16 protein-coding genes, 2 pseudogenes and 1 riboswitch are annotated in these 26,604 nt (G+C 71.9%); of the genes and pseudogenes, 5 read left to right on the top strand and 13 right to left on the bottom strand.

What is annotated here, in order from left to right:
• Positions 1 to 7: 7 nt before the first annotated feature.
• From WMF28_RS05090 to WMF28_RS05055, 8 genes are all read right to left on the bottom strand, one after another.
• On the bottom strand, positions 8 to 1,402 hold the full coding sequence (locus WMF28_RS05090) for an MATE family efflux transporter (protein WP_437600915.1): 1,395 nt from the start codon (positions 1,400 to 1,402) through the stop codon (positions 8 to 10).
• Positions 1,403 to 1,792: 390 nt separating this feature from the next.
• The gene (locus tag WMF28_RS05085; RefSeq protein WP_437600914.1) at positions 1,793 to 3,445 is read right to left on the bottom strand and encodes a hypothetical protein; all 1,653 of its coding nucleotides are present in this window, start codon (positions 3,443 to 3,445) and stop codon (positions 1,793 to 1,795) included.
• A 5-nt stretch (positions 3,446 to 3,450) separates the two neighbouring features.
• A complete protein-coding gene (locus tag WMF28_RS05080) occupies positions 3,451 to 5,775 on the bottom strand; it encodes an alkaline phosphatase PhoX (protein ID WP_437600912.1) in 2,325 nt (774 codons plus the stop codon).
• A gap of 219 nt (positions 5,776 to 5,994) precedes the next feature.
• On the bottom strand, positions 5,995 to 6,201 hold the full coding sequence (locus WMF28_RS05075) for a hypothetical protein (protein WP_437600911.1): 207 nt from the start codon (positions 6,199 to 6,201) through the stop codon (positions 5,995 to 5,997).
• 128 nt (positions 6,202 to 6,329) lie between these two features.
• Complete coding sequence (locus tag WMF28_RS05070) at positions 6,330 to 8,780, bottom strand: sodium-translocating pyrophosphatase (RefSeq protein ID WP_437600910.1); 2,451 nt, start codon at positions 8,778 to 8,780, stop codon at positions 6,330 to 6,332.
• A gap of 421 nt (positions 8,781 to 9,201) precedes the next feature.
• The gene (locus WMF28_RS05065; RefSeq protein ID WP_437600909.1) at positions 9,202 to 10,953 is read right to left on the bottom strand and encodes a protein kinase domain-containing protein; all 1,752 of its coding nucleotides are present in this window, start codon (positions 10,951 to 10,953) and stop codon (positions 9,202 to 9,204) included.
• Positions 10,954 to 11,011: 58 nt separating this feature from the next.
• On the bottom strand, positions 11,012 to 13,699 hold the full coding sequence (locus WMF28_RS05060) for an ATP-binding protein (protein ID WP_437600907.1): 2,688 nt from the start codon (positions 13,697 to 13,699) through the stop codon (positions 11,012 to 11,014).
• Between the two features lie 22 nt (positions 13,700 to 13,721).
• Positions 13,722 to 15,065: a TonB-dependent receptor domain-containing protein gene (locus WMF28_RS05055; protein WP_437600906.1), complete on the bottom strand. Its 1,344-nt coding sequence runs from the start codon at positions 15,063 to 15,065 to the stop codon at positions 13,722 to 13,724.
• Positions 15,066 to 15,521: 456 nt separating this feature from the next.
• Positions 15,522 to 15,729, bottom strand: a riboswitch (cobalamin riboswitch).
• Between the two features lie 199 nt (positions 15,730 to 15,928).
• On the opposite strand from WMF28_RS05055, the gene typA reads away from it, so the two are divergent.
• Positions 15,929 to 17,767 carry a translational GTPase TypA gene (gene typA, locus WMF28_RS05050; RefSeq protein WP_437600904.1) on the top strand — a complete coding sequence of 613 codons (1,839 nt, stop codon included), beginning with the start codon at positions 15,929 to 15,931 and terminating at the stop codon, positions 17,765 to 17,767.
• A gap of 63 nt (positions 17,768 to 17,830) precedes the next feature.
• Positions 17,831 to 18,358 (top strand): hypothetical protein, encoded by a 528-nt coding sequence (locus WMF28_RS05045; protein WP_437600903.1) that lies wholly within the window; start codon positions 17,831 to 17,833, stop codon positions 18,356 to 18,358.
• A 13-nt stretch (positions 18,359 to 18,371) separates the two neighbouring features.
• On the opposite strand, the gene WMF28_RS05040 is transcribed toward WMF28_RS05045, so the two are convergent.
• A complete protein-coding gene (locus WMF28_RS05040; RefSeq protein WP_437600902.1) occupies positions 18,372 to 19,286 on the bottom strand; it encodes a LysR family transcriptional regulator in 915 nt (304 codons plus the stop codon).
• A 227-nt stretch (positions 19,287 to 19,513) separates the two neighbouring features.
• On the opposite strand from WMF28_RS05040, the gene WMF28_RS05035 reads away from it, so the two are divergent.
• On the top strand, positions 19,514 to 20,326 hold the full coding sequence (locus tag WMF28_RS05035; RefSeq protein ID WP_437600901.1) for a haloacid dehalogenase type II: 813 nt from the start codon (positions 19,514 to 19,516) through the stop codon (positions 20,324 to 20,326).
• 214 nt (positions 20,327 to 20,540) lie between these two features.
• On the opposite strand, the gene WMF28_RS05030 is transcribed toward WMF28_RS05035, so the two are convergent.
• Positions 20,541 to 21,617 (bottom strand): ABC transporter substrate-binding protein, encoded by a 1,077-nt coding sequence (locus tag WMF28_RS05030; RefSeq protein WP_437604215.1) that lies wholly within the window; start codon positions 21,615 to 21,617, stop codon positions 20,541 to 20,543.
• A gap of 54 nt (positions 21,618 to 21,671) precedes the next feature.
• Between WMF28_RS05030 and WMF28_RS05025 the strand changes: the two are divergent.
• Positions 21,672 to 21,767 (top strand): annotated as a pseudogene (locus WMF28_RS05025) (NAD(P)-dependent oxidoreductase); the annotation flags it as partial.
• 95 nt (positions 21,768 to 21,862) lie between these two features.
• Here the strand turns inward: WMF28_RS05025 and WMF28_RS05020 are convergent.
• Genes WMF28_RS05020 through WMF28_RS05010 form a run of 3 tightly spaced genes read right to left on the bottom strand, consistent with a single transcriptional unit; the run spans position 21,863 to position 25,603 of the window.
• Complete coding sequence (locus WMF28_RS05020; RefSeq protein ID WP_437600900.1) at positions 21,863 to 22,855, bottom strand: LamG-like jellyroll fold domain-containing protein; 993 nt, start codon at positions 22,853 to 22,855, stop codon at positions 21,863 to 21,865.
• Positions 22,856 to 22,881: 26 nt separating this feature from the next.
• Complete coding sequence (locus WMF28_RS05015) at positions 22,882 to 24,021, bottom strand: tetratricopeptide repeat protein (RefSeq protein WP_437600899.1); 1,140 nt, start codon at positions 24,019 to 24,021, stop codon at positions 22,882 to 22,884.
• 31 nt (positions 24,022 to 24,052) lie between these two features.
• Positions 24,053 to 25,603, bottom strand: a complete 1,551-nt coding sequence (locus tag WMF28_RS05010; protein WP_437600898.1) for a serine/threonine-protein kinase — start codon at positions 25,601 to 25,603, stop codon at positions 24,053 to 24,055.
• A gap of 760 nt (positions 25,604 to 26,363) precedes the next feature.
• On the opposite strand from WMF28_RS05010, the pseudogene WMF28_RS05005 reads away from it, so the two are divergent.
• A pseudogene (locus tag WMF28_RS05005) lies at positions 26,364 to 26,573 on the top strand (helix-turn-helix domain-containing protein); the annotation flags it as partial.
• Positions 26,574 to 26,604 lie beyond the last annotated feature (31 nt).

The raw sequence follows: 26,604 nt of genomic DNA, 5'->3' as shown, positions 1-26,604 counted from the left end.
GCGCGCGTCACCCGGCGTGCGGCAGCGCCCGCGCCACCGGCGCGCGGGCGAGCCGGACGAAGCGCGCCGAGAGGACCCCCGCGGCGGCGACGAGCCCGGCGGTGAGCCCGAACCAGAGGCCGCGGACGCCGAGATCGAGCCCGAAGGCGAGCCCGATCGACAGCGGCAGGCCGAGGCCCCAGTGGGCTCCGAGGCTGGCCCAGAAGGGGAACCGCACGTCGCCCGCCCCGCGCAGGGCGCCGGCGGCGACCGCCTGGACGCCGTCGAACAGCTGGAAGAGCGCGGCGATGCGGAGCAGCGGGACGCCGATGGCGAGCACGTCGGCGTCCGGGGTGAACGCGCCGATCAGGGCGCGGGGGAACGCGGCGTACGTCGAGGCGCTCACGCACATGATGCCGGCGCCGAGCAGGACTCCGAGCAGGCCGGGGCGCAGCGGCGACCGGCCCGCGCCGATCGCGTGCCCCACGCGGACGGCGGTGGCGCCGCCGACGCCGATGGCGCCCATGAACGCGAAGGCGGCGAGCCCGATCGCGATCTGGTGCGCCGAGATCACGGTCGCGCCGAGCCGCCCGGCGAGCAGCGCCGTCATCCCGAACACGCCGACCTCGGCGAGGAGCTGCAGCCCGATCGGGACGCCGAGCCGGTAGATCACCGCGACCGGCACCGCGCTGTCGTCCTCCTTCTTCCCGGGCGACGCCGCGCGCCGGCGCTGCGCCGAGAGGAGCACGATCGATGAGAGTACCACGCTGGCGAGGCTCGCGGCGAGCCCTGCGCCGAGCGCGCCGAGCTGCGGCAGGCCGAGCGGCGGCAGGCCCACCCAGCGCAGCGCCTCGTCGCCGCGGACCATCAGGTTGCAGGCGACGAGGTTGACGGCGTTCGCGGCGATCACGGCGACGAGCGCGGGCCGCGTCGCGCCGTGGGCCTGGAGGAAGCTCTTTCCGGCGAGGAAGACCGGCCAGAGGAAGATCCACAGCGCGTGGCCGAGGATGTACCGGCGGACGCCGGGGACGAGCGCCGGGTCGACGCCCATGGGCGCGAGCGCGGAGGTCGCCGCGAGGGCGGCGCCGAGCGCAACGACGCTGACGAGCAGGCTCGCGCGCAGGGTCGCGCGCAGCGCCGCCCACGCCTGGCCGGGGCGGCCGGCGCCGATCGCCTGCGACGCGAGCGGATCGAGCGCGGCCGAGATGCCGATCCCGAGCGCGTTGCACGTGTGGACGATCGTCCTCCCCATCGCGCAGGAGGCGAGCTCGTTGACCGAGACGCGCCCCACGATCGCCACGTCGACGAGCGCCATCGCGACGAGCCCCGCCTGCGCCACCGCGATCGGCAGCGCGAGGCGCGCGAGGGCGCGCAGCTCGGACCGCGCGCCGTCGGCGGCGAGAGGGGAAGAAGCGAGGTTCACAGGGGCACCGGAATCGCAGAACCGAGAAAGGGCGCCACCCTAGCGCACCGGGGGCAGCGCGCTCGCCGGGGTGGCGCCGGAGGTGAGGCGCATGGGGGAAAGATCAACGATCTTCCGGGGTTCCTGTGAGCTCGACGGGTCAGATCGAGAGGAGAATACAGCGCAAAGGCGCAAAGGCGCAAAGGCGCAAAGGCGCAAAAAGGAAGAAAAGGGTCAGTCGCGGAAGAAAAAGACGACGCTCGGAGGCCGAGAGATTTTCTCTCTCTCTCTCTCTCTCTCTCTCTCTCTCTCTCTCTCTCTCTCTCTCTCTTGCGCCTTGGCGCCTTGGCGCCTTGGCGTTTTTTCTCTCTTGGCGCCTTGGCGGCCCTCGTCTCTTCGTTCCGCCAGACCTCACCAGGCGAGGTGAGCCCGCCCGTCGACGTACACCCGCTTCGCCTCCTCAAGCCCCGTCGACTCGACCTCCACCACGCGCAGGATCCCCTTCACGGGCCCGAGCGCGACGTCCCTCCCCGCCTCGAAGCGCTGCGCCCGGACCAGGACGCGATAAGCCTTGTCGAGCAGGAGCGCCCGCTCGCGCGACGGCGCCACGAGGTACGCGAGATCGCGATCTCCTCCTCGCGCCCCGCGCCGCACCTCCGCCTCGTCGAGCGCGCCGCCAGGGAAGAAGCGCGCGAGCATCTCCTCGTTCCCTCGGTAGTCGTCGGCCGCGCGGGCGCGGCGCAGGTAGGTCAGGACCTCCGGCTCCGCGTGGCCGGCCTGCGGCACGTCGGGCATGCCGCGCAGGTCCTGGTGCCGCCAGCCGGCGGCGCCGGGCACCTTGCGCGCCAGCGAGAAGGTGTGATCCACCGTGACGCCCACGGCGCCGTGGCAGCCCATGCACGCGCGGTGCTCCTCCGCGGTCTGCAGCCGCAGCCGGCCCCGCTCGTCCTCGATGAACGCCTGGATCTGCCAGCCGAACGCGTTCCGCAGGCCGACCTCGGGCGCGCCAGGGTGGAACGGCGGCTGCCCCTCCTCCTTCTCCTCGGCCTCGCGCTCGTACGCGCGCGCGATCGCCCAGTCGTCCGGCTCGTCGACCTTCCGCGCGTAACGCAGCTCCTTCATCCGCGCCGAGAGCAGCGTCGGGCGGTCCGGATCGAGGTACCTCACCGAGTGAAGGAGCTCCGCCCCGCGCGGGTAGATCCACGCGCGAACCGGGACGCCGGCCGCCCCGCCGACGTACCGCGCGGGCAGGCGAAGGACGCGCGTCACCGCGGGCTCGATCGCGCCGTCGCCGTCGAGATCGAAGCCGGCGAGGAGCTCGCTCACCGGCTCGACCTCCCGCCCTGCAGCCGCCTCGGCGGGCGGCGCGTCGCCCTCCCTGGGCAAGGGCGATGGGGACGCGATCGCCGCCTCGAGCAGCGCGAGGTTCAGCTTGTAAACCTCGCGCGAAGGCGCGCCGGAGGCGTCCTCGCGGAACACGGCCGGCAGCCGGACGAACACGTCGCCGGCGCTGCCGTTCGTGGGCCAGAAGCTCCCCGGGAACGGTTTGTACCGCACCGCCCGGAAGCCGCTCCCGTCACGCGCGAAGCCCTCTTCATCGAAGCCGGCCTCGAGGTCGAGATCGGGCACATAGCCCGGGTAATCCGGGCGCGCGGCGAGCGCCTTGCGCAGCGGCGCGTAGTTGTCCTCCCGGATGTAATCGAGGATCTCGGCGTCGCTCGTCCGGGCGGCGGCGGCCGAGAGGTCCTCGAGCAGGTGGGTCCAGGGGTTCCTCCGCGCCGCGTCCGAGAAGCTGTACGCGCGCTGGAGGTCGTGATCCGCGAGCGTGTTCGGGCCGATCCCGATCGTGTGGCACGTCCAGCAGCCGTTCGCGCCGCCCGCCGTCACCGCGTAACACATCGGCGGGATCGACGCCTCGGGGTTGCCCGCGTGCCCCGCGCGCGCGACCGCGGTGGCGAGCGGATCGTAGTCGCCACCTCCGCAGCGCGCGGCCGCGACGAGGACGGCGGACATCGCCGCGAAGGTCAGGGACGCGGACAGCAGGCGTTCGCGGCGACTACGCATGGAGCTCACTCGGGCAGGAAGGTGAGCGCGATCACGCTCGAAAGGGCGCCGTCGCCCTTCGGCCAGGTGCTGTAGGCGTTCTCGCCGGGGTGCTGCACGGACATGAAGATCGAGCCCATGTCGGGCGTGAAGGACGGGCCGGTCGCCTCCGCGTCGCTCGGCATGGCCACCACGCGGAACGCCTTGCCGAAGCTCGGCTGGACCACGCCGGGCTGGCCCTCGCGGTGGGTGGGATCGAGATCGAGGTAGTAGAGCGCGTCCGCGTGCGCGGCGACTCCGACGTTGCCGTCGGTGCCGAACCACACGCCGCCCTCGCGGTCGAGGAGCAGGTTGTCCGGGCAGGAGGCGTCGAAGTCGCCCTGCGCCTTCGAGCCGTGCCACACCTCGAAGTACCGGAACGCGATCGACGCGCCCGGGTTCGCCGGATCGGCCTCCTCCAAGGCGAGGAGCCAGCCCACGGCGTCCGCGCGCTTCGGGGACGTTGTCGCGTGCGTCGCCGGATCGTGGAGCTTGCCCTCCTGATCGAGCGCCGTCTGCCCCGTGTGGTTGGTGAACGCCACGTAGATCCGCGGCGTGCCGCTCGGGTCGCGCGGGTTCCACTCGATGTCCTCGGGCCGGTTCAGCTCCATGATCCCGACCTTGTTGCTCGCCGTGAACAGCGCGCGCGCGACGTCGCGGTCCGTCTCGAAGCCGCCGATCCCGTTCCAGTTGACGTCGCGCAGCGCGGCGCCGACGGTCCTGGTCGCCTCGCCGAGCGCGGCCGCGTTCGGCGCGACGGCGGCGCTGTCCACCGAGAGCTCGATCCACTGCCCCGTGCCGGGGGCCGCCTCGGTCGGGGCCGCGCCGGTCGCGAGCAGGGTGTTGCCAGTCCTGTTGTCGAGCCCCGCGAGGTGCGCCGCATAGAGCTTGCCCTCGTCGAGCAGCCCGCGGATCTCCGCCCGCGCCATCCCGGCCGTGTAGTTGCCGGCCGTCACGTACTTGTAGATGCGGCCGCCGCGGCGATCGTCGGTCCCGTAGATCACGATCGGCTGCCCCGGCACGAGCTTCCAGTCGCCGTCGACGGCGAACGTCGCTGCCTCCCAGCGGGCGCGGCCCATGAAGCCGTATTTCTTGTGGCCCGTGCCTGCCTCCGTCTTGCCGTCGTACTCGCCACCGGGCTTTCCGGGGTCGATCTCGGTGAGATAGCCGTAGTGGTCGCGGGGTTGCCGGCCGTTCGGATCCGAGATGCGCCCGAACTCCGCGCTGGTGCTCGCCTCGAAGATCGGGCTCACCCGCGCGCCCGGGTCGAAGCCCCGACCGGTGAGGAACCTCTGATCGCTCGACCAGCTCGCCTCGAGATCGCCGTAGTAGTCCTGCACGTTCTCCTCGGCGGTGATCACCGTGCCCCAGGGCGTCTGCCCGCCGGCGCAGTCGCCCATGATGCCGGCCACGATCCCTTCGTGGAGCGGCTCGCCCGTCGTGTCGTCCTTGCCCGGGCTCGAGAGCTCGTGCCCCGCGATCCGGCTCAGCGTCTTGCTCGTCGCGTCGTAGCGAACGGCCTTCGCGCTCCGGTCGACCGACCACGCGCCGGTCGCCGGATCCTGCACGGTCCGGAGCCAGGAGCCTCCGACTTCCCTCTTCTCCCAGCGAATGTACGTGTCGACGTCCTCCTGCGACCAGACGCTCGCCTCGACGTCGTTCGCGAGGACGCCGAGCTTCTTCAAGTGCCGCGCCAGCGTGAGGTGCTGCCCGGTCGGCGCGGAGGTGGCCGTCGGGCTCCTTCCAGAGACGTACTCGTGGTTGACCCAGAGCCAGCCCGCGGTGCCAGAGCCGTTCCACTGCGGCGCGTTGTCCGCGGTGACGGACCACCCCTGGCCGAAGAAGGCGGTGTAGTCGTTGTTGGCGCCGAACCGGGGCGCGTCCGGCGCGGTGCTGAAGGTCAGCGGATCGAGCCAGGTCACCACGACGTCCGAGCGCACCCCGGCGAGCGTCCGGAGGGTGTCGGTCGCGGCCGCGTCGAGCGGGAACTGCTCGCCCGCGGGCAAGGCGCCGGCGGCGAACATCTCCACGCGCTCCTTCACGTAGTCCGCGAGGCTCGCGGCGTGGGTCCGCGGCGGCGCGTCCTCGCCGGGATCGCCCTTCGGCCCCGGCTGCCCGTCCTGGACCGGCCCGCCGTCGGCGCCGTCCGCCCCGTCCCGGCCCGGCGCCCCGTCCCGGCCCGGCGCCCCGTCCCGGCCCGGCGCCCCGTCCTCGCCGGGAGCGCCATCCTCGCCACAACCGCTCCCGATCGCGGCAAGGCCACTCGCGAGCACCAGGAGCAACGCCGTCCTCAGGGTCCGCCTCGTCATCATCGCATCCTCTTCGCTGGGGATTGGCCGGAGACGATGCCCGCCGACGGTGACGCCCCGGTGCGACGAGTGCGACAAATTCTTGTCAGACGCCACGCGGATCGCGCGGCGCGCGATCCGCCGCTCGTCGCTGAAGCGCGAGATCAGGGCGGTAGAGCGCGCGAGATCACCAGCGGAGGCGCCGCATGGCACGCCGACGCCGCGGAGCTCGCCGGCGCGGCGCTACGCATCGTCGTCGTCGTCGGGCACGACGACGTCTTGACCGAAGCGCGCGCGCGCCTCGAGCAACTCCTTGTCCGAGATCCAGGTGCGCTCGCAGCTGACGAGCGGCGCGACCTGATAGACGTCCTTGCGCTCCTCACCGTGTCCGTCCTCGAGGACCCGGACCACCTCATGATGGAAGCCGCAGGAGGGGCAGAGCGCTCGCATGAAGGGTCACTAGAGTGCAGGCGCGCTGGGTGCAAGGCCCTCCCCCGGCGGCGCGCCCGTGGACGAGCGGCGGCGGGGGAGGTCAGCGCGCGAGGGAGGGGAAGCGCGGAAGGAGGGGGTCGCCCGGCTCAGGCCGCGGCTTTGGCGCCGACGGCGGCGGCCTTCTCGTCGCCCGAGTGGATGCGCATCCCGTAGAAGGAGCGGTACACGAACACCGTCGAGAGCACGAAGAAGATGGCCGCGAGCACGAGGCTCGTCGTGCGGTCGATCTCGATCGCCAGCTCGACCGCGAGGAGGCCGAACAGGGTCGTGAACTTGATGACGGGGTTCATCGCGACGGACGAGGTGTCCTTGAAGGGGTCGCCCACGGTGTCGCCGACGACCGTCGCCGCGTGGAGCGGCGTGCCCTTCTCCTTCAGCTCCACCTCGACGAGCTTCTTCGCGTTGTCCCAGGCGCCGCCGGCGTTCGCCATGAAGATCGCCTGGTAGAGCCCGAAGAGCGCGATGCTGATGAGGTAGCCGATGAAGAAGAACGGCTCGAGGCAGGCGAAGGCGAGCGTCGAGAAGAAGACGCCGAGGAAGATGTTGAACATCCCCCGCTGCGCGTACTGCGTGCAGATCTCGACCACCTTCTTGCTGTCGGCGATCGAGGCCTTCTCCACGCCCTCGAGGCGGATGTTCGCCTTGATGAACTCGACCGCGCGGTAAGCGCCGGTCGAGACCGCCTGGGTCGACGCGCCGGTGAACCAGTAGATGACCGCGCCGCCCGTCACGAGGCCGAGCAGGAACGGCGGGTGGAGCAGCGAGAGCTTGTCCACGTTGATCGTCAGCTTGCTCGTGAGCACGACGATGATCGAGAAGATCAGCGTCGTCGCGCCGACGACCGCCGTCCCGATGAGCACCGGCTTCGCCGTCGCCTTGAACGTGTTGCCCGCGCCGTCGTTCTCCTCGAGGAAGTGCTTGGCCTTCTCGAAGTTCGGGGTGAAGCCGAAGTCCTTCTTCAGCTCGGCCTCGATGTTCGGGACGCTCTCGATGAGCGAGAGCTCGTACACCGACTGCGCGTTGTCGGTCACCGGGCCGTAGGAGTCGACGGCGATCGTCACCGGGCCCATGCCGAGGAAGCCGAACGCCACGAGGCCGAAGGCGAAGACGCTCTCGGCGATCATGAGCGCCCCGAGGCCCATCATGGCGAAGAAGTACGAGATGCCCATCAGCACGACGAGGACGATGCCCATCCAGTACGCGCTGAAGTTGCCGGCGGTCAGGCCCGCCAGCACGTTCAGCGAGGCGCCGCCCTCGCGCGACGCCGTCACGACCTCGCGGACGTGGCGCGACTCGGTCGAGGTGAAGATCTTGATCATCTCCGGGATGATGGCGCCCGCCAGGGTGCCGCAGGTGATGATCGACGAGAGCTTCCACCAGAGCGTCGGGTCGCCGCCGAGGTTCGGGATCATGAACGCCGAGACGGCGTACGTGAGCACGACCGACACGATCGAGGTCAGCCAGACGAGGCGCGTCAGCGGGGCCTCGAAGTTCATCTTGTCGGCGTCGCCGTAGGACGCCTTGGCGATCGCCTCGTTGAGCAGGTACGAGCCGATGCTCGCGAGGACCATCACGATGCGCATCACGAAGATCCAGACGAGGAGCTGGACCTGGACGCCCGTGTCGGGGACGGCGAGGAGGATGAACGAGATGAGCGCGACGCCGGTGACGCCGTACGTCTCGAAGCCGTCGGCGCTCGGGCCGACCGAGTCGCCGGCGTTGTCGCCGGTGCAGTCGGCGATGACGCCCGGGTTGCGCGCGTCGTCTTCCTTGATGTTGAAGACGATCTTCATGAGATCGGAGCCGATGTCGGCGATCTTCGTGAAGATGCCGCCCGCGATGCGGAGCGCGGAGGCGCCGAGCGACTCGCCGATCGCGAAGCCGATGAAGCACGGGCCGGCGTAGTCGGCCGGGATGAAGAGCAGGATCATCAGCATGAGCATGAGCTCGGTGCTGATGAGGACCGCGCCGATGCTCATGCCCGCCTTGAGCGGGATGGCGTACGTCGGGAACGGCTTGCCCTTGAGGCTCGCGAACGCGGCGCGCGAGTTCGCGAACGTGTTGATGCGCATGCCGAACCACGCGACGCCGCAGCTGCCGGCGATGCCGACCATGCTGCTCAGCAGGATGACCACGACCTTCGTGGCCTCCATGTGGCGCAGCACGCCGAAGTAGAGGACCATGACCCCGCCGATCAGGACCTCGAGGAGCAGGATGAACTTGAACTGCGTGACGAGGTACGTCTTGCAGGTCTCGTAGATGAGCTCCGAGATCTCCCGCATCGCGCGGTGGACCGGGAGCTTGTTCAGCTGCGAGAACGTGACGAGCCCGAACACGAACCCGAGTACGCAGACGCCGATGCCGCCCAGGAGGAGCGTGCGGCCGTCGATGCCGCCGAACGACTGGGAGCTCAGGTCGGGGAGGATGAGATCGGATTCACTGGCGCTGGCCAGCCCGCCGCTGAGCAGCAGGGCGAGCGCGGCGAGCCCGGCCAGCAGCGGTGCAAGCCAGGCCTTTCGAGACCGGATGACGTTCATGGACGGTGTGCCTCCATCGCAAAATCCGAGGCCGGGGGCAGCGCCATCGCCACCCGCAGCTTCGTGGTTCCGAGGGGTTGGCCGCCTGCGTAAAGGGGAAGGGAACCGGCGCGCTGCCGGAGGGGTTCTTGCTCTAACGCCGACGCTTCAGCACAGCCTCGCCCCTCAGCGACCGGTGGTGTCGGGGTACCCAGTGCTGCCGGGCAAGCCTCCACCGTGACCAGGACCGCCGAGGCGCGCGCTAGCTACCATGCGTCGCAGACGCCGTCGAGAGGGTGCGATGCATGCGCAGGACAAGAGCCCTTGTCACCGCCGCGGCGTCGGGCGATCGCGTAGGGAGATCGCGCAGGAAAATGAAACGGAGCGCGCGGGGTCGCGCTCCTCCGCGGATTGTCGTGTTCAGGCGGCGTTCAGCGCGCGTTCAGTTGCGCTCGGTCGCGGTGTTCAGGCGCCGGTCCGAGCCGGAGAGCCGTTGATCCGAGCCCGAGTCCGCGTTGGGGCTGGCGTGCGACGTGAGGAGCTCCGCCACGAGATCCCGGCATTCCGGTTTGTTGCGGAGGTGGCTCAGGAGCAGGTTCGAGGCCTCGCTGAACGATTTCTCGTAGGCGAGCCCCTCGCGCGTGCGCGCGGCGACGCGCTCGCGCCCCTGCGCGAGATCCTCCTCGAGGGCCTCGGCGTAGCGGGCGAGCTGGGCGCGGAGCTCGTCGATCTGGCGGCGCAGGTCGCGCGCGTTCGCCTCGCGCGTGTTCTTCTTGTGCTCGTAGCGCCCGAGCTGCTCGCGCTTCGCCTGCGCCGTCGCGCCGGCCGCGCCCGCGCGCTCGTAGACGAGCGGATCGTGGTTGCCCTGGCGGACCGCCACGTCCGCGAGCTGGCGCCCGGACAGCGCGAGCTTCTCGGCGGCGGCGAGCTCCACGCGGACCTTCTCGACGTCCTCGCCGTCGGCCATCGCCTCGCGCATCACGCGCGACTCCTCGTGCGCAAGCTCCTCGACCTTGCGGCCGATCTCGGCGCGCAGCGCGCGGCCGCGGCGCTCGAGCGCCTCGAGCTTGCGGGTGAGGCTCGCGACCTCGCCCTCGAGCTTGTTGGCGCGCGCGGCCAGGTCCCAGGCCTGCGCGAGGCCGTTCTGGACCTCCTGCGGCACCTGCCCGGACGGATAGGCGCGGGAGACCATGCGTGAGAAGAGGGCCGCGCGGCTCGCCCACTCGATGACGCCGGCGGTCTGCGGCGGCGGCGGCGGCGGCGGCAGCGGCACGCCGTCGCCGCCCTCGACCTCCCACGCGTGGGCCGGCAGCCCGCGCTGGAGCGCCTTCAGCTCCTCCTGGAGGTGATGGGCGTCGCGGTAGCGCTTGCGGATGTCCTTCTCGAGCAGGCGCAGGACGATCGCCTCGCCCTGCGAGTGCGCGTCGGGGCGGATCGAGCGGGGGCGCGGCGGCGCGTGGGTCCGCTGCATCTCGAGGAGGGTGTCGCGGTCGTTCGCGCGGAAGGGGAGCTGCCCGGTGAGCATCTCGAAGAAGAGCACGCCGAGCGCGTAGAGGTCCGACTGCGCCGTCGCCTCCTCGCCGCGGGCCTGCTCGGGCGACATGTACTCGGGCGTCCCGAAGACCGCGCCCTTCGGGGCGAGGCGCGGGTCGCGCGCGATGGCGGCGAGGCCGAAGTCGAGAATCTTGACGAAGTCCTTCCGGCCGCCGCGGTGGGTGAGCAGGATATTGTCGCTCTTCAGATCGCGGTGCACGACGCCGAGGTCGTGGGCGCGGGCGAGCGCGGCGCACATCTGCTCGAGGATGTCCACCGATCGCGCGATCGGCATCGGGCCGCGCGCGAGCTCCGCCGAGAGCGGCGTGCCGACGAGGTACTCCATGACGAGGTAGAGCTCGCCCTCCTCGGTCTCGCCGATGTCGTGGATATCGATGATGTGGGCGTGGTCAACGCGGTTTGCGGCGCGCGCCTCGCGCAGCATCCACGCGCGGAGATGGGTCTCTCCGCGGAGATCGGGCCGGATGAGCTTCAGGGCGACGACCCGGTCGATCAGCACGTGACGGGCGCGGTAAACGACGCCCATGCCGCCTTCGCCAAGCCGTGCCTCGAGCCGGTACCTGCCGGCCACGACCTTACCGATCAACGGATCGGTGCTCGAAGCCTTGGGACCTGCCGGTCGCTGAATCGCGCGCTCCATGGTGCCTTCGTTTCTCCTCAGCGCTCCCCAGAAGGGCGGTTCGCGTCTCTCAGGGGGCTTATTGCGCTGTGCGGTGAGTCGGATCGCTCGCTGAAGGTATCCGGTTTGAAACAGCCGGTCTATGGGCCCGCGGTCCGGTTGGGGAGGAATCTGGAGCGCGCTCCGCGTGGAGGTGGGGTGGGAGACCGGCGCCGATTGCGCGCATTCGAGCGTCCACGGATAACGGTGGAGGCGGGCAAGCCTCCGCAGGCGGGCAGCCGGCTGCAGACGGCCGCGCAGGCGGGGGCGCATCGCCTTGCAGACGCGCGCTCCCCGGGCGAGGATCGAGGGGCAAGCGACAGACGAAGCGCGCCCCGGCGCGCTCGCCATGGCGCAGATCTCCAGCGCGGCCATCCGCGGCGACGAGGGCGAGCGTGCCGCCGTGCCGCCGGACGATGTCCGTCGAGATCGAGAGCCCGAGGCCCGTCCCCTGCCCTCGCGGCTTCGTGGTGAAGAACGGATCGAAGATGCGCTGCGCGAGGTCGGGCGGTACGCCCGGGCCGCTGTCGGAGATCGCGACGGCCGCCATGTCCTCGTCCTCGTCGAGCCAGGTCTCGATGCAGATCGCATGCGCGCCGGGCGGGCCCGGCGCCGCTTCGCCTTCGCCCGCCCCCTCCGCCCCGGCCGGCGGGGCGGAGGCCCGCGCAGGCGGCGCGGCGCTCGCCTCCTCCAGCGCCTGGATGGCGTTGACGAGGAGGTTCATGAACACCTGGTTGATCTCTCCGCTCTGGCAGGTGACGAGCGGCAGCTCGCCGTAGCGCTTGATCACCTCGATGCGCGCCTGTCGGAGGCGCGGGCCGAGCAGGAGCAGCGTCTCCTCGAGCCCGGCGTGCAGATCGACGGGCAGCGGCTCGCCGGAGGCGCGCGAGAAGCTCTTCAGGTTCGTCACGATGCGGACGCTGCGCTCGACCGCGCGGTGGACGAGCGTGGAGATGCCGACGAGATCGTCGAGCGCCGCCTCGGTCTGGAGCTGCGCGCGGAGCGCCTCGAGCGCGCGGCGGCGGTCGTCCGGGAGCTCGCGCTCGGCGGCGCGGTAGGCGTCGAGGACGGCGCGGAGCTCGGCGGCGAGCTCCTCGATCGGCTGAGCGGCGCCGGCGATGGCGTTCAGGGGGTTGTAGATCTCGTGCGCGACGCCGGCGACGAGCTCGCCGATGGAGGCGAGCCGCTCGCCATGGATGAGCGCGGCCTGCGCCCGCTTCAGCTCGGACAGGGCGCGCGTGAGCTCCGCGGTGCGCGCGGCGACGTTCTCCTCGAGGCCGGCGCGCTCGCCCTCGAGCTCGGCGATCGTCCGCGACAGCGCCTGCCGCATGCGCTCGACGCTCTCGCCGAGGCCCACGACCTCCTTCGGCCCGGACAGGCGCGGCACCGCGGCGTCGAGCTCGCCGCGCGCGACCTCGTCGGCGGCGCGGGCGAGCTGCGCCATCGGCCGCGACAGCTCGCGCGCCGCCCGCGCGACGACGCCGAGGGCGGCGAGCACGAGGAGGGAGAACGAGGCGAAGAGCGCGGTGATGGCGTTGAAGTCCTCGTCGAAGGACGAGCCGGTCGCCAGCGCGCGGTAGAGGCCGATCGAGGAGAAGAGCGAGAGGAGCCCCGTGAACAGGAGCGGCAGCCCGAAGTCGCGGAGCATGCGCCGCCGGAGGGGCATCGGGGCCGCGCCGCCGCGCTCGGGCGCGCCCGTCCACGCGCGCAGGAGGTCGACCGCCCGCGCGACCGAGTCCTTGTGCCACGCGCGCTGGTAGAACGAGACGCCGAAGGCGAAGAGCGCGCCGAAGCCGAGCTGCATGAGCGCGTCGGCGACGCTGAAGGTGGCGCCGGGGCTGAAGGTGGCGCCGGGGCGCACGTAGGCGATGCCGATCGCGGTGCACCCGAGCCACAGCGCGAAGTTCAGGGAAGCGAGGACGTCGGGGAGCCGCTCGGCGCGGGTGAGGCCGCGGCCGAGCAGGGCGCGGTCGCCGGACGGGCCGGCCCGGAGGGCGGCGACGATCGGGCGCGTGGCGGGGCGGACGGCGAGGGTGAAGCCGAGGGTGCCGGAGAGCGCGAGGAGGGGGACGACCTCGAACCACGCCTGGAACACGACCTGGCTCTGGGTGCGGAGGAACGCGACGCAGAAGAGCAGCATGACATGCCCGCCGACGATGCCGGCGGCCGTCGCCGACTCGGCGAGCCTCGGCCGGAGCGCCGCGGCGAGGGCGCGCGCCGAGTCGGCCTCGGAGGCGCCGCCGTCGGCCGCGTCGGCGCGGAGCAGGCTGCGGTAGATGGCGCGGCGCATGCCGCCGGCCATGACGCCGAAGGCGACGGCCGTGACCAGGAGGCCGAGCCACGAGGGGGGCGTCGCGTGGCCGATCCCGAGCGGACCCGGCCAGGAGGAGGGCGCGGTGGGGGCGCCCATGAAGGCGAGCGGCGAGACCGCGAGCGGCCACGAGAGGGTGCGGATCGCCGCGGCGATGGCGAAGCCGCGGTCGCCGCGGCGGACGAGCACGCCCGAGAGCGCGGCCGAGAGGGCCATCGAGGCGAGCAGGAGGATCGCCGGCCACGGCGTGGTGAGGGCCACGGGGACGACGGCGGAGAGGAACAGCAGGGCCGAGAACAGCTCCCAGCCGGTCGCGACGAGCTCCGCGCGGGCGCGCGGCGCGCGCGGGGCGCGGAGCTGGGAGGGCGGCGGGGGGCTCACGGGGAGGGCGGCATGGAAGCGCAGGGCGCGCGCCATCGCAACGGCGCGCGCCTTGGGGCTACTGCCAATGAAGCGTCGCCCGCCCGATCGCCGTGAAGGGCCACCCCGGCGAGTAGTGGATCCCGGTGACCGCAGCCGGCTCGTACGGCAGCCGCGAGTCGCTCGCGAACTGGACCTCGCGCCACGTCGTGTCGAGGAGGTTCTGGATGTCCACGGCCGCCTCGACGTTCCTCCACCGGAGCCCCGCGTTCGCGTCGACGACCGTGAACCCCTCGGCGGTGAGCGACTCGTCCTCGGTCGCGGGCCGCGCGCCGATCGCCTTGACCCGCAGCGCGGCGAACGGCGTGAACGCGCCGAACGTCGGGCGGACGCCGACCCCCGCGGTCAGCGTCCGGGTCGGCGCGAGGGCGACCGCGCTCGCGTTGCCGGCGTTCACGCGGAAGCGCGCGCGGGTGAAGGTCGCGTCCACGTCGGCGAAGAGCCAGCTCCCGAGCCGGTAACGCGCGCCGATCTCGACCCCGTAGCGCCGCGTCTGCCCCGACGCCTCGGTCACGCCGGCGTCGCCGCTCCAGACCAGCTCGGAGTCGAGATCGAGCAGGAACCCGGCCGCGCTCAGCGAGAGGCCGCGCACGGGCGCGACCCGCGCGCCGACCTCGTAGCCCATCGCGGGGGTGATCAGCGTCGCCGCCCCCTGGGCCAGCACCACGCCCCGGGCGTCGTTCGAGTGGAAGCCGCGCCCGTAGTGGGCGAAGAGATCGACCCCGTCGATCGGCGAGACGATCGCCGTGAGCTTCGGGAGGAGCTGCATCTGCCCCTGGACGCCGCTCGACCTGTTCCCGGTCGCCTGGAGGTCCTCGCGCAGATCGTCCACGTTGACGTCGATCCACTGCCCGCGCGCGCCGAGCACGAGGCGGAGCCAGCGCCGGAGCCGGGCGTCCTGCTCGACGTAGACGCCGATCTGGCCCTCGTCGATGTGGGTCCGGTCCCTCTCCTCGAGCCGCTCGCGCGCCTGGTCGTGGTGGAGCGACTTGTCGATCCCGTCCGCGCGGAGCTGCGCGCCGAGCGAGGTCGTGAACCTCGCCCCCCCGAGCTCGAACTGCTTGCGGAACCGGAGATCGGCGCCTGCGACGGTGCGGTCGTCGTTCTGCTCGATCTGGTCGCCGTGGTCGGGGTCCTCGCTGAAGAACGTGAAGTTCGAGTACAGCGTGAAGCGATAGCTGAGGAGGTAGGCCATCGCGCTCAGGTCGGCGTCCCGCCACGCGGTCGAGAGGGAGACGGACCCCATGTGCCGCGCGGTCGACCCGCCCTCGGTCGGATCGACCGCGCCGAAATGATCGATGCACGGCTGTCCGAAGGCGGAGGGCGGCGGGTTCAGGCCGCCCTGCTCGCCCTCGCCGCACACGGCGCGCGCCGGGCCTGAGCTCGAGCTCGCGGTGCCCGACCGAGACGCGCGAGGCGGCCTCGCTGCCCGGCTTCTCCGCCTGCACCGTGACCTCGAGCGCGCCCCCGTCCGCGGGCGCCTCGGCGCGCGCCGGCCGCGCGGCGGCCAGCAAGAGGGCCAGTGCGGCCATCCGACCGAGCGGATGGCGGTGTGCGTGGCCGATCGTGACCGTCTCGCGGAGCATTCATGTCCTCCTTCGCTGCAATCGCGCGGAGCGGCGGCGGGCCGCTCGTGTCGAGCTCCGCGGGGAGGAAAATGCGAATCCGGCGCGATGCGCTGGACCGACCTCTCGCCCCCACGGGCGACCGAAAGGCATCGCGGGGGGCGGTTCGGGATCCGGGACGTGCGCAGAGATGCACCGGCTCGGACCTAACCGCCTCCCTCGAGGCTCCCAGGTCGAACCGGCATCGGATGTCTCCCCGTCGCCGGGCGCTGGCAGGTCTTCGGGCTCGCGAGCGCTCCGGCCGGGCCGGCTTCCTACTGTCCACCGCTTCCCAGCCCTCGCGGGCCAGTGCTTGTCGTGGGAGGTCGTTCTCGCTTACCGCTGCGGGGCAGCCCCGGAATTTCACCGGGTTCCCTATTCAGCCTGGACAGGCGCCCAGGCACCAGCGCGGTCGCACCTTAAGGTGGCGCCCCTCCGGCTGTCAATCGTTCCCGCTCACCTCGCCCGCTCCGCTCGCAGCGCTCGCGCCGCTCGCGCCGCTCGCGTGAGGCCTGCTCGACCCCTGCGCGACGTCCGGCGTGCGGGCCGAACGTTCGAGCTCTAGCGAGGATGGGCTCGCTCCTTCGTGGAGCGCGTGCTACACGGCCGCCGCTGTACATATATGCCGCGTAACGACCTCCGCAACATCGCCATCGTCGCCCACGTCGACCACGGGAAGACGACCCTCGTCGATCACATGCTCCGCCAGTCGGGCGCCTTCCGGGAAAACGAGGTCGTGGCCGAGCGGGTCATGGACTCGAACGACCTCGAGCGGGAGCGCGGCATCACGATCCTCGCGAAGAACACGAGCATCCGGTACCGCGGGGTCAAGATCAACATCGTCGACACGCCCGGCCACTCCGACTTCGGCGGCGAGGTCGAGCGCACGCTGATGATGGCCGACGGGGCGCTGCTCCTCGTCGACGCCGCCGAGGGCCCGCTGCCGCAGACGCGGTTCGTGCTCTCGAAGTGCCTCCAGCGCGGCTTCCCGATCATCGTCGTCATCAACAAGATCGACCGGAGCGACGCGCGCGCCCACGAGGTGCTCTCCGAGGTGTTCGACCTCTTCTGCGATCTCGAGGCGAGCGACGGGCAGATGGACTTCGCGACGCTCTACGCGGTCGCGAAGTTCGGCCAGGCCAAGCGCGAGCTCGAGGACGAGGCCACGGACCTCGTGCCGCTCTTCGAGACCATCCTCGAGCGGGTCCCCGGCCCCTCCGGCGACCCCGACGGGCCGCTCCAGGTCATCGTCAGCAACACGACCCACGACGACTACGTGGGCCGGCTCGCGGTCGGCCGCGTGGTCCGGGGCACCGCCCGGTCCGGCGCCGACGTCGCGCTCCTCGGCGAGGACGGGCAGTCGCGCGGCTACGTGAAGATGCTCTACGCCTACGAGGGGCTGAAGCGGGTCGCTGTCGAGAGCGCCGTCGCGGGCGAGGTGATCGCCATCGCGGGGATCGATGCGGTCACGATCGGCGACACGATCGCGGATCTGGCGCGCCCCGAGGCGCTGCCGCGGATCGTTGTCGAGGAGCCGACGATCAAGATGAAGATCGGCGTGAACACGTCGACGTTTGCCGGCAAGAGCAAGCAGTCGAAGTACCTGACGAGCCGTCACCTGAAGGAGCGGCTCGAGCGCGAGGCGATGAAGAACCTCGCGATCCGGGTGGAGCCGACCGAGGTGCCCGACACGTTCGTGGTGCTCGGCCGCGGCGAGCTCCAGCTCGCGATCCTGGTGGAGACGATGCGGCGCGAGGGGTACGAGATGCAGCTCTCGAACCCCGAGGTCGTGACGCGCGAGATCAACGGCGAGGTGATGGAGCCGGTCGAGCTCGTGGTCGTGGACGCGCCGGACACCTACGTCGGCATCGTGACCGAGCGCCTGAGCGGCCGGCGCGGCCGGATGGTGAAGATGACGAACCCCGGCTTCGGGCGCGCGCGCCTCGAGTTCCGGGTGCCGTCGCGCGGGCTCATCGGCTTCCGTGGCGAGTTCCTGACGGCGACGCGCGGGACGGGCCTGCTCAACACGATGTTCGACGGCTGGGCGCCCTGGGGCGGCCCGATGATGCGCCGCCCGACAGGCGCCATCGTCGCCGATCGCGTCGGCGTGGCGACCCCGTACGCGCTGCACCACCTCCAGCCGCGCGGGATGTTCTTCATCGTCCCCGGCGTCGAGGTCTACGAGGGGATGATCATCGGCGAGCACAACCGGCCGAACGACACCGACGTCAACGTGATCAAGGAGAAGAAGCTGTCGAACGTGCGCAACCACGGCAAGGACGAGAACGTCCTCCTGGCCAGCCCGCGGCTGCTCACGATCGAGACGGCGATGGAGTGGATCGACGGCGACGAGCTCGTCGAGGTCACGCCCGACGCGGTGCGCGTCCGCAAGAAGGTGCTCGCGTGCAACCGCCGGGAGCGCCGCGAGGACGCGATCGAGCAGTCGCAGGCGGTGGAGTGATCGGCCGGGGGCGCCCGGCGGCGAGCGCCCCTCCCCTGCCCGCCCGGGTGTAGGCTTCCGGGGATGAGAACGACGCTGCTTTCAGCGCGGTTGGCTTCGCTCGTCGCGCTCGCGGGGGCGAGCGCCTGCGGCGGAAACGTGGTGCTCGACGGCTCCCCGGGCGGCGACGACGGCTCCGGGGGCGCCGGCGCGAGCGCGACCTCGAACGCGACGTCGAGCGCGAGCGCGGGCCCGCAGACGGCGAGCTCCAGCGGGACGGGATCGGCCGAGTCCGTGAGGGCCTCGTGCAATTTCTTCTGCGACCTCTTCGAGGACACGGCGTGCCGGGAGCCCGGCTGTCGCGAGGCCTGCGCCGATCTGCTCTCGGAGCCGCGCCCCTGCAACGCCCTGGCCGCGCCGTACTTCGACTGCATGGGCGGGATCGTCCACATCGGGTCGTTCACGACCTGCGAGCAGATCTCGGCGTGGCTCGATCCGCTCTTCGAGTGCCTGGGCTCCCGCGAGTCGGCGTGCGACGCCGAATTCGTGTACGTGGACTGCGCGCCTGCCTTCAAGGCGCACAGGGAGTGTCAGCTCGGCCAGGACCGGTAGCCGGGGGCGCGCGTCACCGGGTCTCGCGCGGCCGCGCGCCGGGCCGCAGGGCGCCGCGCAGCGGCCCGAGGGCGTCGAGGACGAACGCGACGAGCGCCTTGACGCGCGGCACCCCGCGCGTGTCGCGGTGCACCCCGAGCCACAGCGCGCGCTCGGGCGGCGGCGACGGCGGCGAGAGCAGGCGCAGCCCCGCCGTCGCGTCGCCCAGGGGGCGCGGCAGGCAGACGAGCCCGACGCCGGCGGCCCCCATGGTCGCCTGGGTCTCGCGGCCGTTGGTGCGGGCGGCGACGCGGGCCTTCGCGGCGACGGCGCGCAGCCACGACAGATCGGCGATCGCCGGCGGCTCGTCGTTCATCGTGACGAGGGCGTGGCCCTCGCACTGCCGGTCCCAGTCGGGCAGGCCGCGCTCGGCGAGGTAGGCCTCCGAGGCGTAGAGGCCGAACCCGATCCGCGCGACCTCGCGCTGGAAGACCTCGTGGTGCTCGAACGCGGCGGGGCGAAGGGCGATGTCCGCCTCCCGCCGCGGGAGGCTGAGCCAGCGCGCATCCGCGATGAGGTCGACGGAGATGGCGGGGTGGCGCGCGAGGAAGGGGACGAGCAGCGGCCCGAGGACGCGGACGGCGAGCCACTCGGACGCGGTGATGCGGAGGTGGCCTCTCAGGCCGGCGTCGCGGCCGGAGGCGGCGCGCTCGGCGGCGAGCGCGCCCTGCTCCATGCGCTCGGCGTGGCCGAGCACGCTCTCGCCCGCGGCCGAGAGCGCGAACCCCGACGGCGAGCGCTGAAAGAGCTTCGCCCCGAGGCGCCGCTCGAACGCGTCGATGCGCCGCCCCACGGTCGGCTGGGTGACCTTGAGCGCGCGCGCGGCGGCCGAGAGGTTGCCGTGCCGCGCGACGGCGAGGAAGTAGCGCAGATCGTCCCAGTCGAGCATGGCTCTCGCGCGCGGGGCGCGGCTGCCCGGGAGCGCGCCGCGCCATGCAAAGATGCATGGCGAGTATACGGCGATGGCGGATCGCCGGGCAACGGCGGAGCGCGCATGCTCTCCTCCACGCATTCGCGCGCTCGTCTCCGGCGCGTCTCCGCGTGCCCTGGCGCGTCGTCGCCTCCTCTCCGCGTGATTCCGCGCGCTTCACATCGGATGATCCGATCGAGGACAGCATGCATTCGAGTCGTCGTGAATTCCTCAACCGCATGGCCGGGACCGCCGCGACAGGCATCCTGGGCTCGGCCCCGCCGGCCATGACCGCCTCGTGCGTCGCCGAGCGCGGGCCGGCGCCGCCGCGGCCGGCGGCGGGCCCGAAGATCAGGGCCATCGCCTTCGACGCCTTTCCTATCCTCGACCCGCGGCCGATCGCCGCGCTCGCCGAGGAGCTCTGTCCGGGCAAGGGAGCCCTGCTGAGCGAGGCCTGGCGCACCCGGCAATTCGAGTACACGTGGCTCCGGGTCGCGGCCCGCGAGTACGTCGATTTCTGGCAGGTGACGGCGGACGCGCTGGCGTTCGCCGAGCGGGCGCTGCGGCTCGATCTCGGCGAGGACAGGCGGGCGCGGCTCCTCGGGGCGTATCTCGATCTCGACGCGTGGCCGGACGTGCCGCCGGCGCTCGAGTCGCTGCGGCGCGCGGGCGTCCGGCTCTCGTTCCTGTCCAACTTCACGCCGGGGATGCTCGGCGCCGCGATCGAGCGCTCCGGCCTGGGGGGCCTGTTCGATCACGTGCTCAGCACCGACCGGGCGCGGACGTACAAGCCGGATCCTCGCGCGTACCGGATGGCGCTCGACGCGTTCGGCCTCGATCGCGAGGAGATCCTCTTCGTCCCGTTCGCCGGCTGGGACGCCGCGGGCGCCCGGTGGTTCGGCTATCCCACGTTCTGGGTCAACCGTCTCGGCCTGCCGGCCGAGGAGCTGGGCGTGAGCGCTGACGCCACGGGAGCGACCCTGACCGATCTGGTGGACTTCGTGACGGCGGGGGCGTGAACGGCATGAGGGCGATGGCGGAGGAATGGCTTCTCACCTCTCGCTCGGCTGTCTGCCCGATCTCCCCCCAGGGTCAGCGTCGCGCGCCGCTCGATCGACGCCTTCGTCCAGCGCTCCACGCCACGGCCCTGAGCGAGGCCCGCGCGGCGAGCCGAAAACGTGGTACGCCGCGCGTCGGGGGGGGCGTCCAGAGCGGCGCCGCCTCCGGCGTCGACTATCTCGCGCCTTGCTCGTTCGCGTAGGGGTTGAGCTCGTTCGTGTAGAGGCGGTTCAGGGCGATCTCGCCCGGCTTGAGCTCGCCGCTCTTGACCATCCAATCGATCCAGATCTGAAACTCGCGCTCCGCGATCAAGCCGCCCTTGCCGGCGACGCCGTAGCTGCGCCAGAACCTGATGACCGAGTCCTCCTCGGTCCGACCGCGCTTCTTCATCAGCGCGATGCAGCGCTCCACCACCGTGTCGCGCGGGGTGCTCCGGGCCCACTCGACGGCCCTGGCGGCGGCCTCGACGAAGCGCCGCGCGGTCTTGGGGTTCTCCTTGATGAAGCTGGTCTTCATCACGTAGCTGCCCGCGGTGAACTTGCCATAGAGCTCGTAGTCCGAGGTCAGCGGACGAATGCCGCCGCGCTCGAGCGCGCGATCGCGGTAGATGTCGCCGAGCGTCGCCGCGTCGACCTGCTTCTGGCGGAGCAGCTGCTCGCCGTTCACCGGAGGAATGACGAGCAGCGTGACGCGCCGGGCTTCCTCGGGCGTGATCTGGCCTCGCGACAGAAACTCCTTGACCATGAACTCGCTGTGAGCGCCGAGCGTGTTCATGGAGATCGTCTTGTCCAGCAGATCGCGCGCGGTGCGCAGCGGGCTGTCGTTCAGCACGTAGAAGGCGCTCTGGCGTTGCTCGTCGACACCGTAGTAGCCCGCGACGGCGATGATGGGCGCCTTGGCCGCGATCAGCTTGATGATGGCGCCGTTGAAGGCGCCGCCGAAGTCCGTGTCCCCGGTGACCACGGCCTGCACGCTCTGCGGGCCGCTCACCGTGCTGCCGACGAAATGCAGGCGGATCGGCGCGAGATAGCCGAGATCTTCCGCAAGCTCGATCGGCGACACCGTGCCGTTGTTGCCCTGATAGCGGAGCTCGAGCGTCTCGAACTCGCTCTCCGGTCCGGCGGTGGAGGCGCGCGAAGCGTCGGCGCGCGAGCAGCCCGCCACGCCGCACAACGCCAGCAGGGCGAGCAGGAAGACCGCAGGCGATGCGACGCGCAGAGGGCCAGGCCGGACGGGACGCGGAGAAGGCATGTCCGTTATAGTGGACGCGTATCCGCTAAAATGCAAGCTTACCAGACACGCATGCCCTCCAGTCTGCTCGTGAACACCTCACGCGGCCCGATCGTCGACGAGCGCGCGCGGATCGAGGCGCTCACGAGCGGCCGGCTCGCCGGCGCGGCGCCCCTGGCTCCGCGCCTCGGCGGCGAGCGGCGGACGCTATCGCAGGAGGGTCACCTCGTCGGCATGCCGACGGCGCGCGCCGGGCGGCGTCCTCGTCACATCCCGGGGCCGTCGTCGCTCTTCGCCAGCGTCGCGGCGTTGGCCTTCACCTGCGCGGGGGTCAACGGCTTGCCGTAGACCGCGGCATACTGGATCGAGCCGCGGAAAGCGCGCCCGCCGCTCCGCCTGTTTCCGAGCACGAGATACCACGTCGGCTCCGCCCACGTGAAGACGTAGTCGGCGGGCGGCCGCGCCTGCATCACGTTCGTCCGCAGGTCGCCGTTCACGTAGAGATCGACGACGCCCTCGGCGGCGTTCAGCACGAGGTGCAGGACGCATGACCGCTCTATCTCCCCGGAGGGAATGAACCACTGCCCCACGAACTGCGCCTGCGAGCCGACGAAGACGTGGAACTGCAGCTCTCGGTTGCCCATCGCGTCGGAGTCGCCCGCGCTCAGAGAGTACTTCCCGAGCTCTCCGGTCCCGGTCCCGACGTACAGAATGCGAGACGGCACGCCGTCGACCGCCGCGGCCGTCACGCTCACCACGGCCTCGAGCGTGAGCTCCGCCTTCGAGACGAGGAGCTTGCCCGGGGGCGTGGCGGTGGACGAAAACGCGGCCTCCACGCGCGCGTTGCCGCCGAGGGTCGACCAGCGGATGCCCACGCGCCCCGCCTCGCCCTCCAGCGTGAGCGTTTCTCCGTCCCGCACCACGTCGAGCGAGAGCCCCGGCTCCGGTCCCGAGTCGACGAGCTGGCCATCCGAGGTGTACGCGTCGAGGAAGTACCGCGCGATCAAGCCATCATCGATGAGGCAAGTCGAGCTATGGCTCCCCGGCCCGGCGCAGCCCTCCGGGGGCGCCTCGCCGCAGCCGCCTCCCCCCTGCCCGCAAGGCTCCACGCTGCCACCGGCGCTGCCGCTCGTTCCGCCCGTGCCGGGGACGACATCCTCGTAGCTGAAAAAGACGCAGCTACCTCCGGTGAGCGCGACCAGCGGGACGATCGCCGAGAGCGCCCAGCCCATCCACCTCCAAGATACGATGCGCACCATCGGGAAGATCCCTCTCTTCGGAAGCCTCACCAGCGCTTGCTGAGGACGAGCCCGCCCGGCATGGGGATCACCGACAGGCTGGTCGCCGTCGCGTCCCGCGCGTCGGGCTGTCCTGTCAGGAGGACGTACGCCGCCGTGCCGAGCCCCGCCGCGCCCGCGGCCAGGAAGCTCCAGACCGCCGCGTTCGCGAGGTCTGCCTTGGCGTGTCCCAGGTCGTTGTACCGGCGCAGATCGAGCCCAGGGCAGCGCGCTGGGTCCGTGCAGGCCGGCCCCAGGAGGAGCTGCTGCGAGCTCGCCTTCTCGTTCGACAGGAGCACGAACGCGGCGCCGAGCCCCGCCCCCACGGCGGTCCCGGCGAGCCCCGTGATCACGACCGCGGTGCTGCGCGAGCTCGGGCGTCCATCCGCCGCGTCGCCGCCCTCCTGGGCGCTGCCGTCGGCCGCGACCTGCCCAGGGCCGACTGGCTGCGGCTCGCCGCCCTCCTGGGCGCCGCCGTCGGCCGCGACCCGCCCAGGGCCGGCTGGCTGCGGCGCGCCGCCCGCGCCCTGCTCGGTCTCGTCGCTCCCGATCCGCACCTTTCCGGCCGCCAGATCGACCTCGACCCTGGTCCTCGTCCCCTCCTTGAGGACGATCTGCTTCGTCAGCCCGCGTCGTCCAGGCGCCCCGACGGCCAGCGTGTGGCTGCCCGGATCGCGCGCGACGGGCGTCGACGCCGGCACGTCCAGCCCGTCGAGCGCCACCTGCGCGCCCCCCGAGCCCGCGCCCGTCACGGTGATCTCCACGGTGGGGATGCGCGACGCCACGGCCTCGAGCTCCGTCCTCGCCTCGGCCTGGGCCTGCCGGAACGCCTGCGAAGCGTCGGCCGAGAGCTGCTCGTCGACGATGAGCTGGTAGACCGAGCGCGCCTCGGTCAGGCGGCCAAGCTTGTGGCAGGAGCGCGCGACCATGATCAGGAAGGTCGGCGCATGCACCGTGGCCTCGGCTCGCCGGAAGGCCTGGAGCGCCTCCCGGTACCGGCGGGCTCGGTAGGCCGTCCACCCCTGGTTGGCGTACGCGACGGCCGCCTGTCGCGTCCTCGGCGACGGGGGCGGCGCCTGCGCTGACGCCTCCGCGCCGGCGAGCGTGACCAGGAGGAGCGTACCCATCACCGCCGCTCGAAAACGCATTCCTGCTCTCTGGGGACGCCGAGCCACCCGGCTAGAGTCCCCAATCCGGCTCGCGCCCGCCGGACTTCTTGCGAGCACCCGGTAGTGCCTTGCGCGGCGCCTGTTTCGGCGCGGCCCGAGCGGTGGCCAGGGACGAGGGGCGCGCGGGCGCGGCGCTTTGCGCCGCCGCCCCGGAGGGGACGGGCGATGCCTGCGCCGGCGAAAGGGAAGCGGCGCTCGGCGCGCCCGCGTCCGCGCCCGGGTCGAGCGGCAACGGGGCCGGCACCACCGCAGGAGCGGCCGCGGTGCGCGCCTCGGGAGCGCTCGCGCTGGCGGGGACCGTGGCGAGCCCGGCCGGCGCGCCGCTCGACGGCGCGGCGAGCGCGGGCGCCGAGTCGGCCGCGGACGCTCGGGTCGCGGTCCCGTCGCCGTCGGCCGACGATCCGCTGAGCGCGGCGACGCCCAGGCCGACGCCCACGACGGCGACCGTCGCCCCGATGGCGACGCGCCCCGCGGCCCGCGCGATGGCAGCGCGCGCCGTGTGCGGCGCCGACAGGTTGATCGCGCCGGTCAAGGTGCCCGGCATCGACGCGCGGACATCGTTCGGGTCCGAGCGCCGCTGGATGGGCATCGTCGTCAGCTGCCCCACCGGCGGGGCGCCGGGGTCGGCGAACCCCGGCGCCCCGCCGGAGCCGCGCCCTGACCACCCGGCGCTCAGCGAGGTGTCGCCCGCGAGCGAAAAGAACGGCGGCGCGCCCGCGACGCGCGCGAGCTCGTTGACCATCTCGCGCACGTTCTGGAACCGCTTGTCCCGATCGCGCGCCAGCGCCCGCAGGAAGAACGCGTCGATGCCGCTGGGCAGATCGGGGGCGATCTTCCTCGCCGACGGCACCGCGCCGAGGATGACCTTCGTGACCACGCGGCCGATCGCGTCGCCCGGGAACGGCAGCTGCCCCGTGAGCATCTTGAACAGGATGACCCCGAGCGACCAGAGATCGCTGCGCGCGTCCACGTCCCGTTCGCCATAGAACTGCTCCGGGCTCATGTAGTTGGGCGAGCCCATCACCTCGCCCGTGGCCGAGATGTCGGACGCGAGCGCCGCCGAGACGTCCTTCGCGATCCCGAAGTCGAGCAGCTTGACGATCTCGCCATCCTCGCCGTCGATGCGTGCCAGGAAGAAGTTGGCGGGCTTGAGGTCGCGGTGGACGAACCCCGCTTCATGGACGCTGCGGAGCGCCTTCCCGGCCTGGACGATGATGTGCAGCGTCTCCGGGAGCGAGAGGCGGCCGCACCGCTGGAGGCGCTTGTTGAGATCCTCGCCTTGCAGGAGCTCCATGACGAGGTAGGGAACCTCATCCTCGAAGCCGAAGTCGTGGACCTGCACGATATGAGGACTCTTGAGCTGCGCGGCGGCGCGCGCCTCCCGCTCGAAGCGCGCGCGAAGCACCGGCAGCTCCGAATACACGTCGCGCATGAACTTGACCGCGACGAGCGTGTCGAGCTGGACGTGCTGCGCTACCCAGATCGAGCCCATCCCGCCGTGCGACAGCTCTCTCTCCAGGCGAAATTTGCCGGCCAGAATGACGTCTTTCTCGAACTTCATACGCCAGCGAACCTCCCGAGGGGGGAACCGAGAGGATACCGGATCCCGGGCAGGACGCGAAGCTTCGTGTGGTCGATCCGGCGCGGGGAGCGGTCCTCCACAGGACCGTCAGAAGGGGGCGGTATGCAAACGGGCGACACCGCGCCAGGGCGGGGCAACGGGGCCAGGACGACGCGCGCTGCGCCCGCGGGCGTGCCTGCGCCGGTCCGTACCCTGGGACGGCGAGGCGACGCGCAGGACATTCAGGGAGCAGCCAGGGGTGCTGACGCGCCGCGACGCCATAGCCGCCGCTGCGGCGCAGTGGTGCGAGAATGTGAGGAGAGCAGGTTCACCCAGGCCGTGCCGGAGCGGCCTCCCTGACCCCTTACTTCCCTGGTTTCACGAGAGAAGGAACCACAGAGAGAAGAAACCACAGAGGCACAGAGGGCACAGAGGAGAGATAGATCAATTCTTCTCTCTCCTCTGTGCCCTCTGTGCCTCTGTGGTTCAAATTCTTCCCATCACGGAATCAGGAACGAACCTGGGCGACGCGGCGCTAACAGCCCGTGAGGGCACCAGCGGTCGCGCCGAGGGGATCGCGGCCTGGAGCGGATAGAACAGGGCGAGCTGGTCATGGGACCCGCGCGACACGTCCCCTCGCCCCCGCGACCGCGCCATCCTTCCGCTCCCCGGGCGCGCCAGGCGGCCGCGGCAACGCGTTGCTCGGCCTCTCCGCCGCGGGTACAGTCGGTGATTCATGAGGGTCACGACGGTGCTTGACCTGGTCCGCGCCCGGCTGCGCCGCGCGGCGCGCCTCCTGGCCGACGGCGCCCGGTCCATCACCGACATCGCGCTCGACGTCGGGTTCGGCGACCTCTCCAACTTCGTCCGCACCTTCCACCGCGCCGCCGGCGTCTCGCCCCGCGGCTTCCGCCGGGCGGCGCGGGGGGATCGCAAGATCTTCCAAGACCGGCTCGCCGCGCGCTCCTAGGATGGCCGCCGGACGCGGGCGCTCCGCCGCG

Origin of the sequence: Sorangium sp. So ce590 (assembly GCF_051521365.1) — a bacterium.
GTDB lineage: Bacteria > Myxococcota_A > Polyangia > Polyangiales > Polyangiaceae > Sorangium.
Note: the sequence above shows the minus strand (reverse complement) of the source record. Positions and strands in the feature narration are given on the sequence as shown.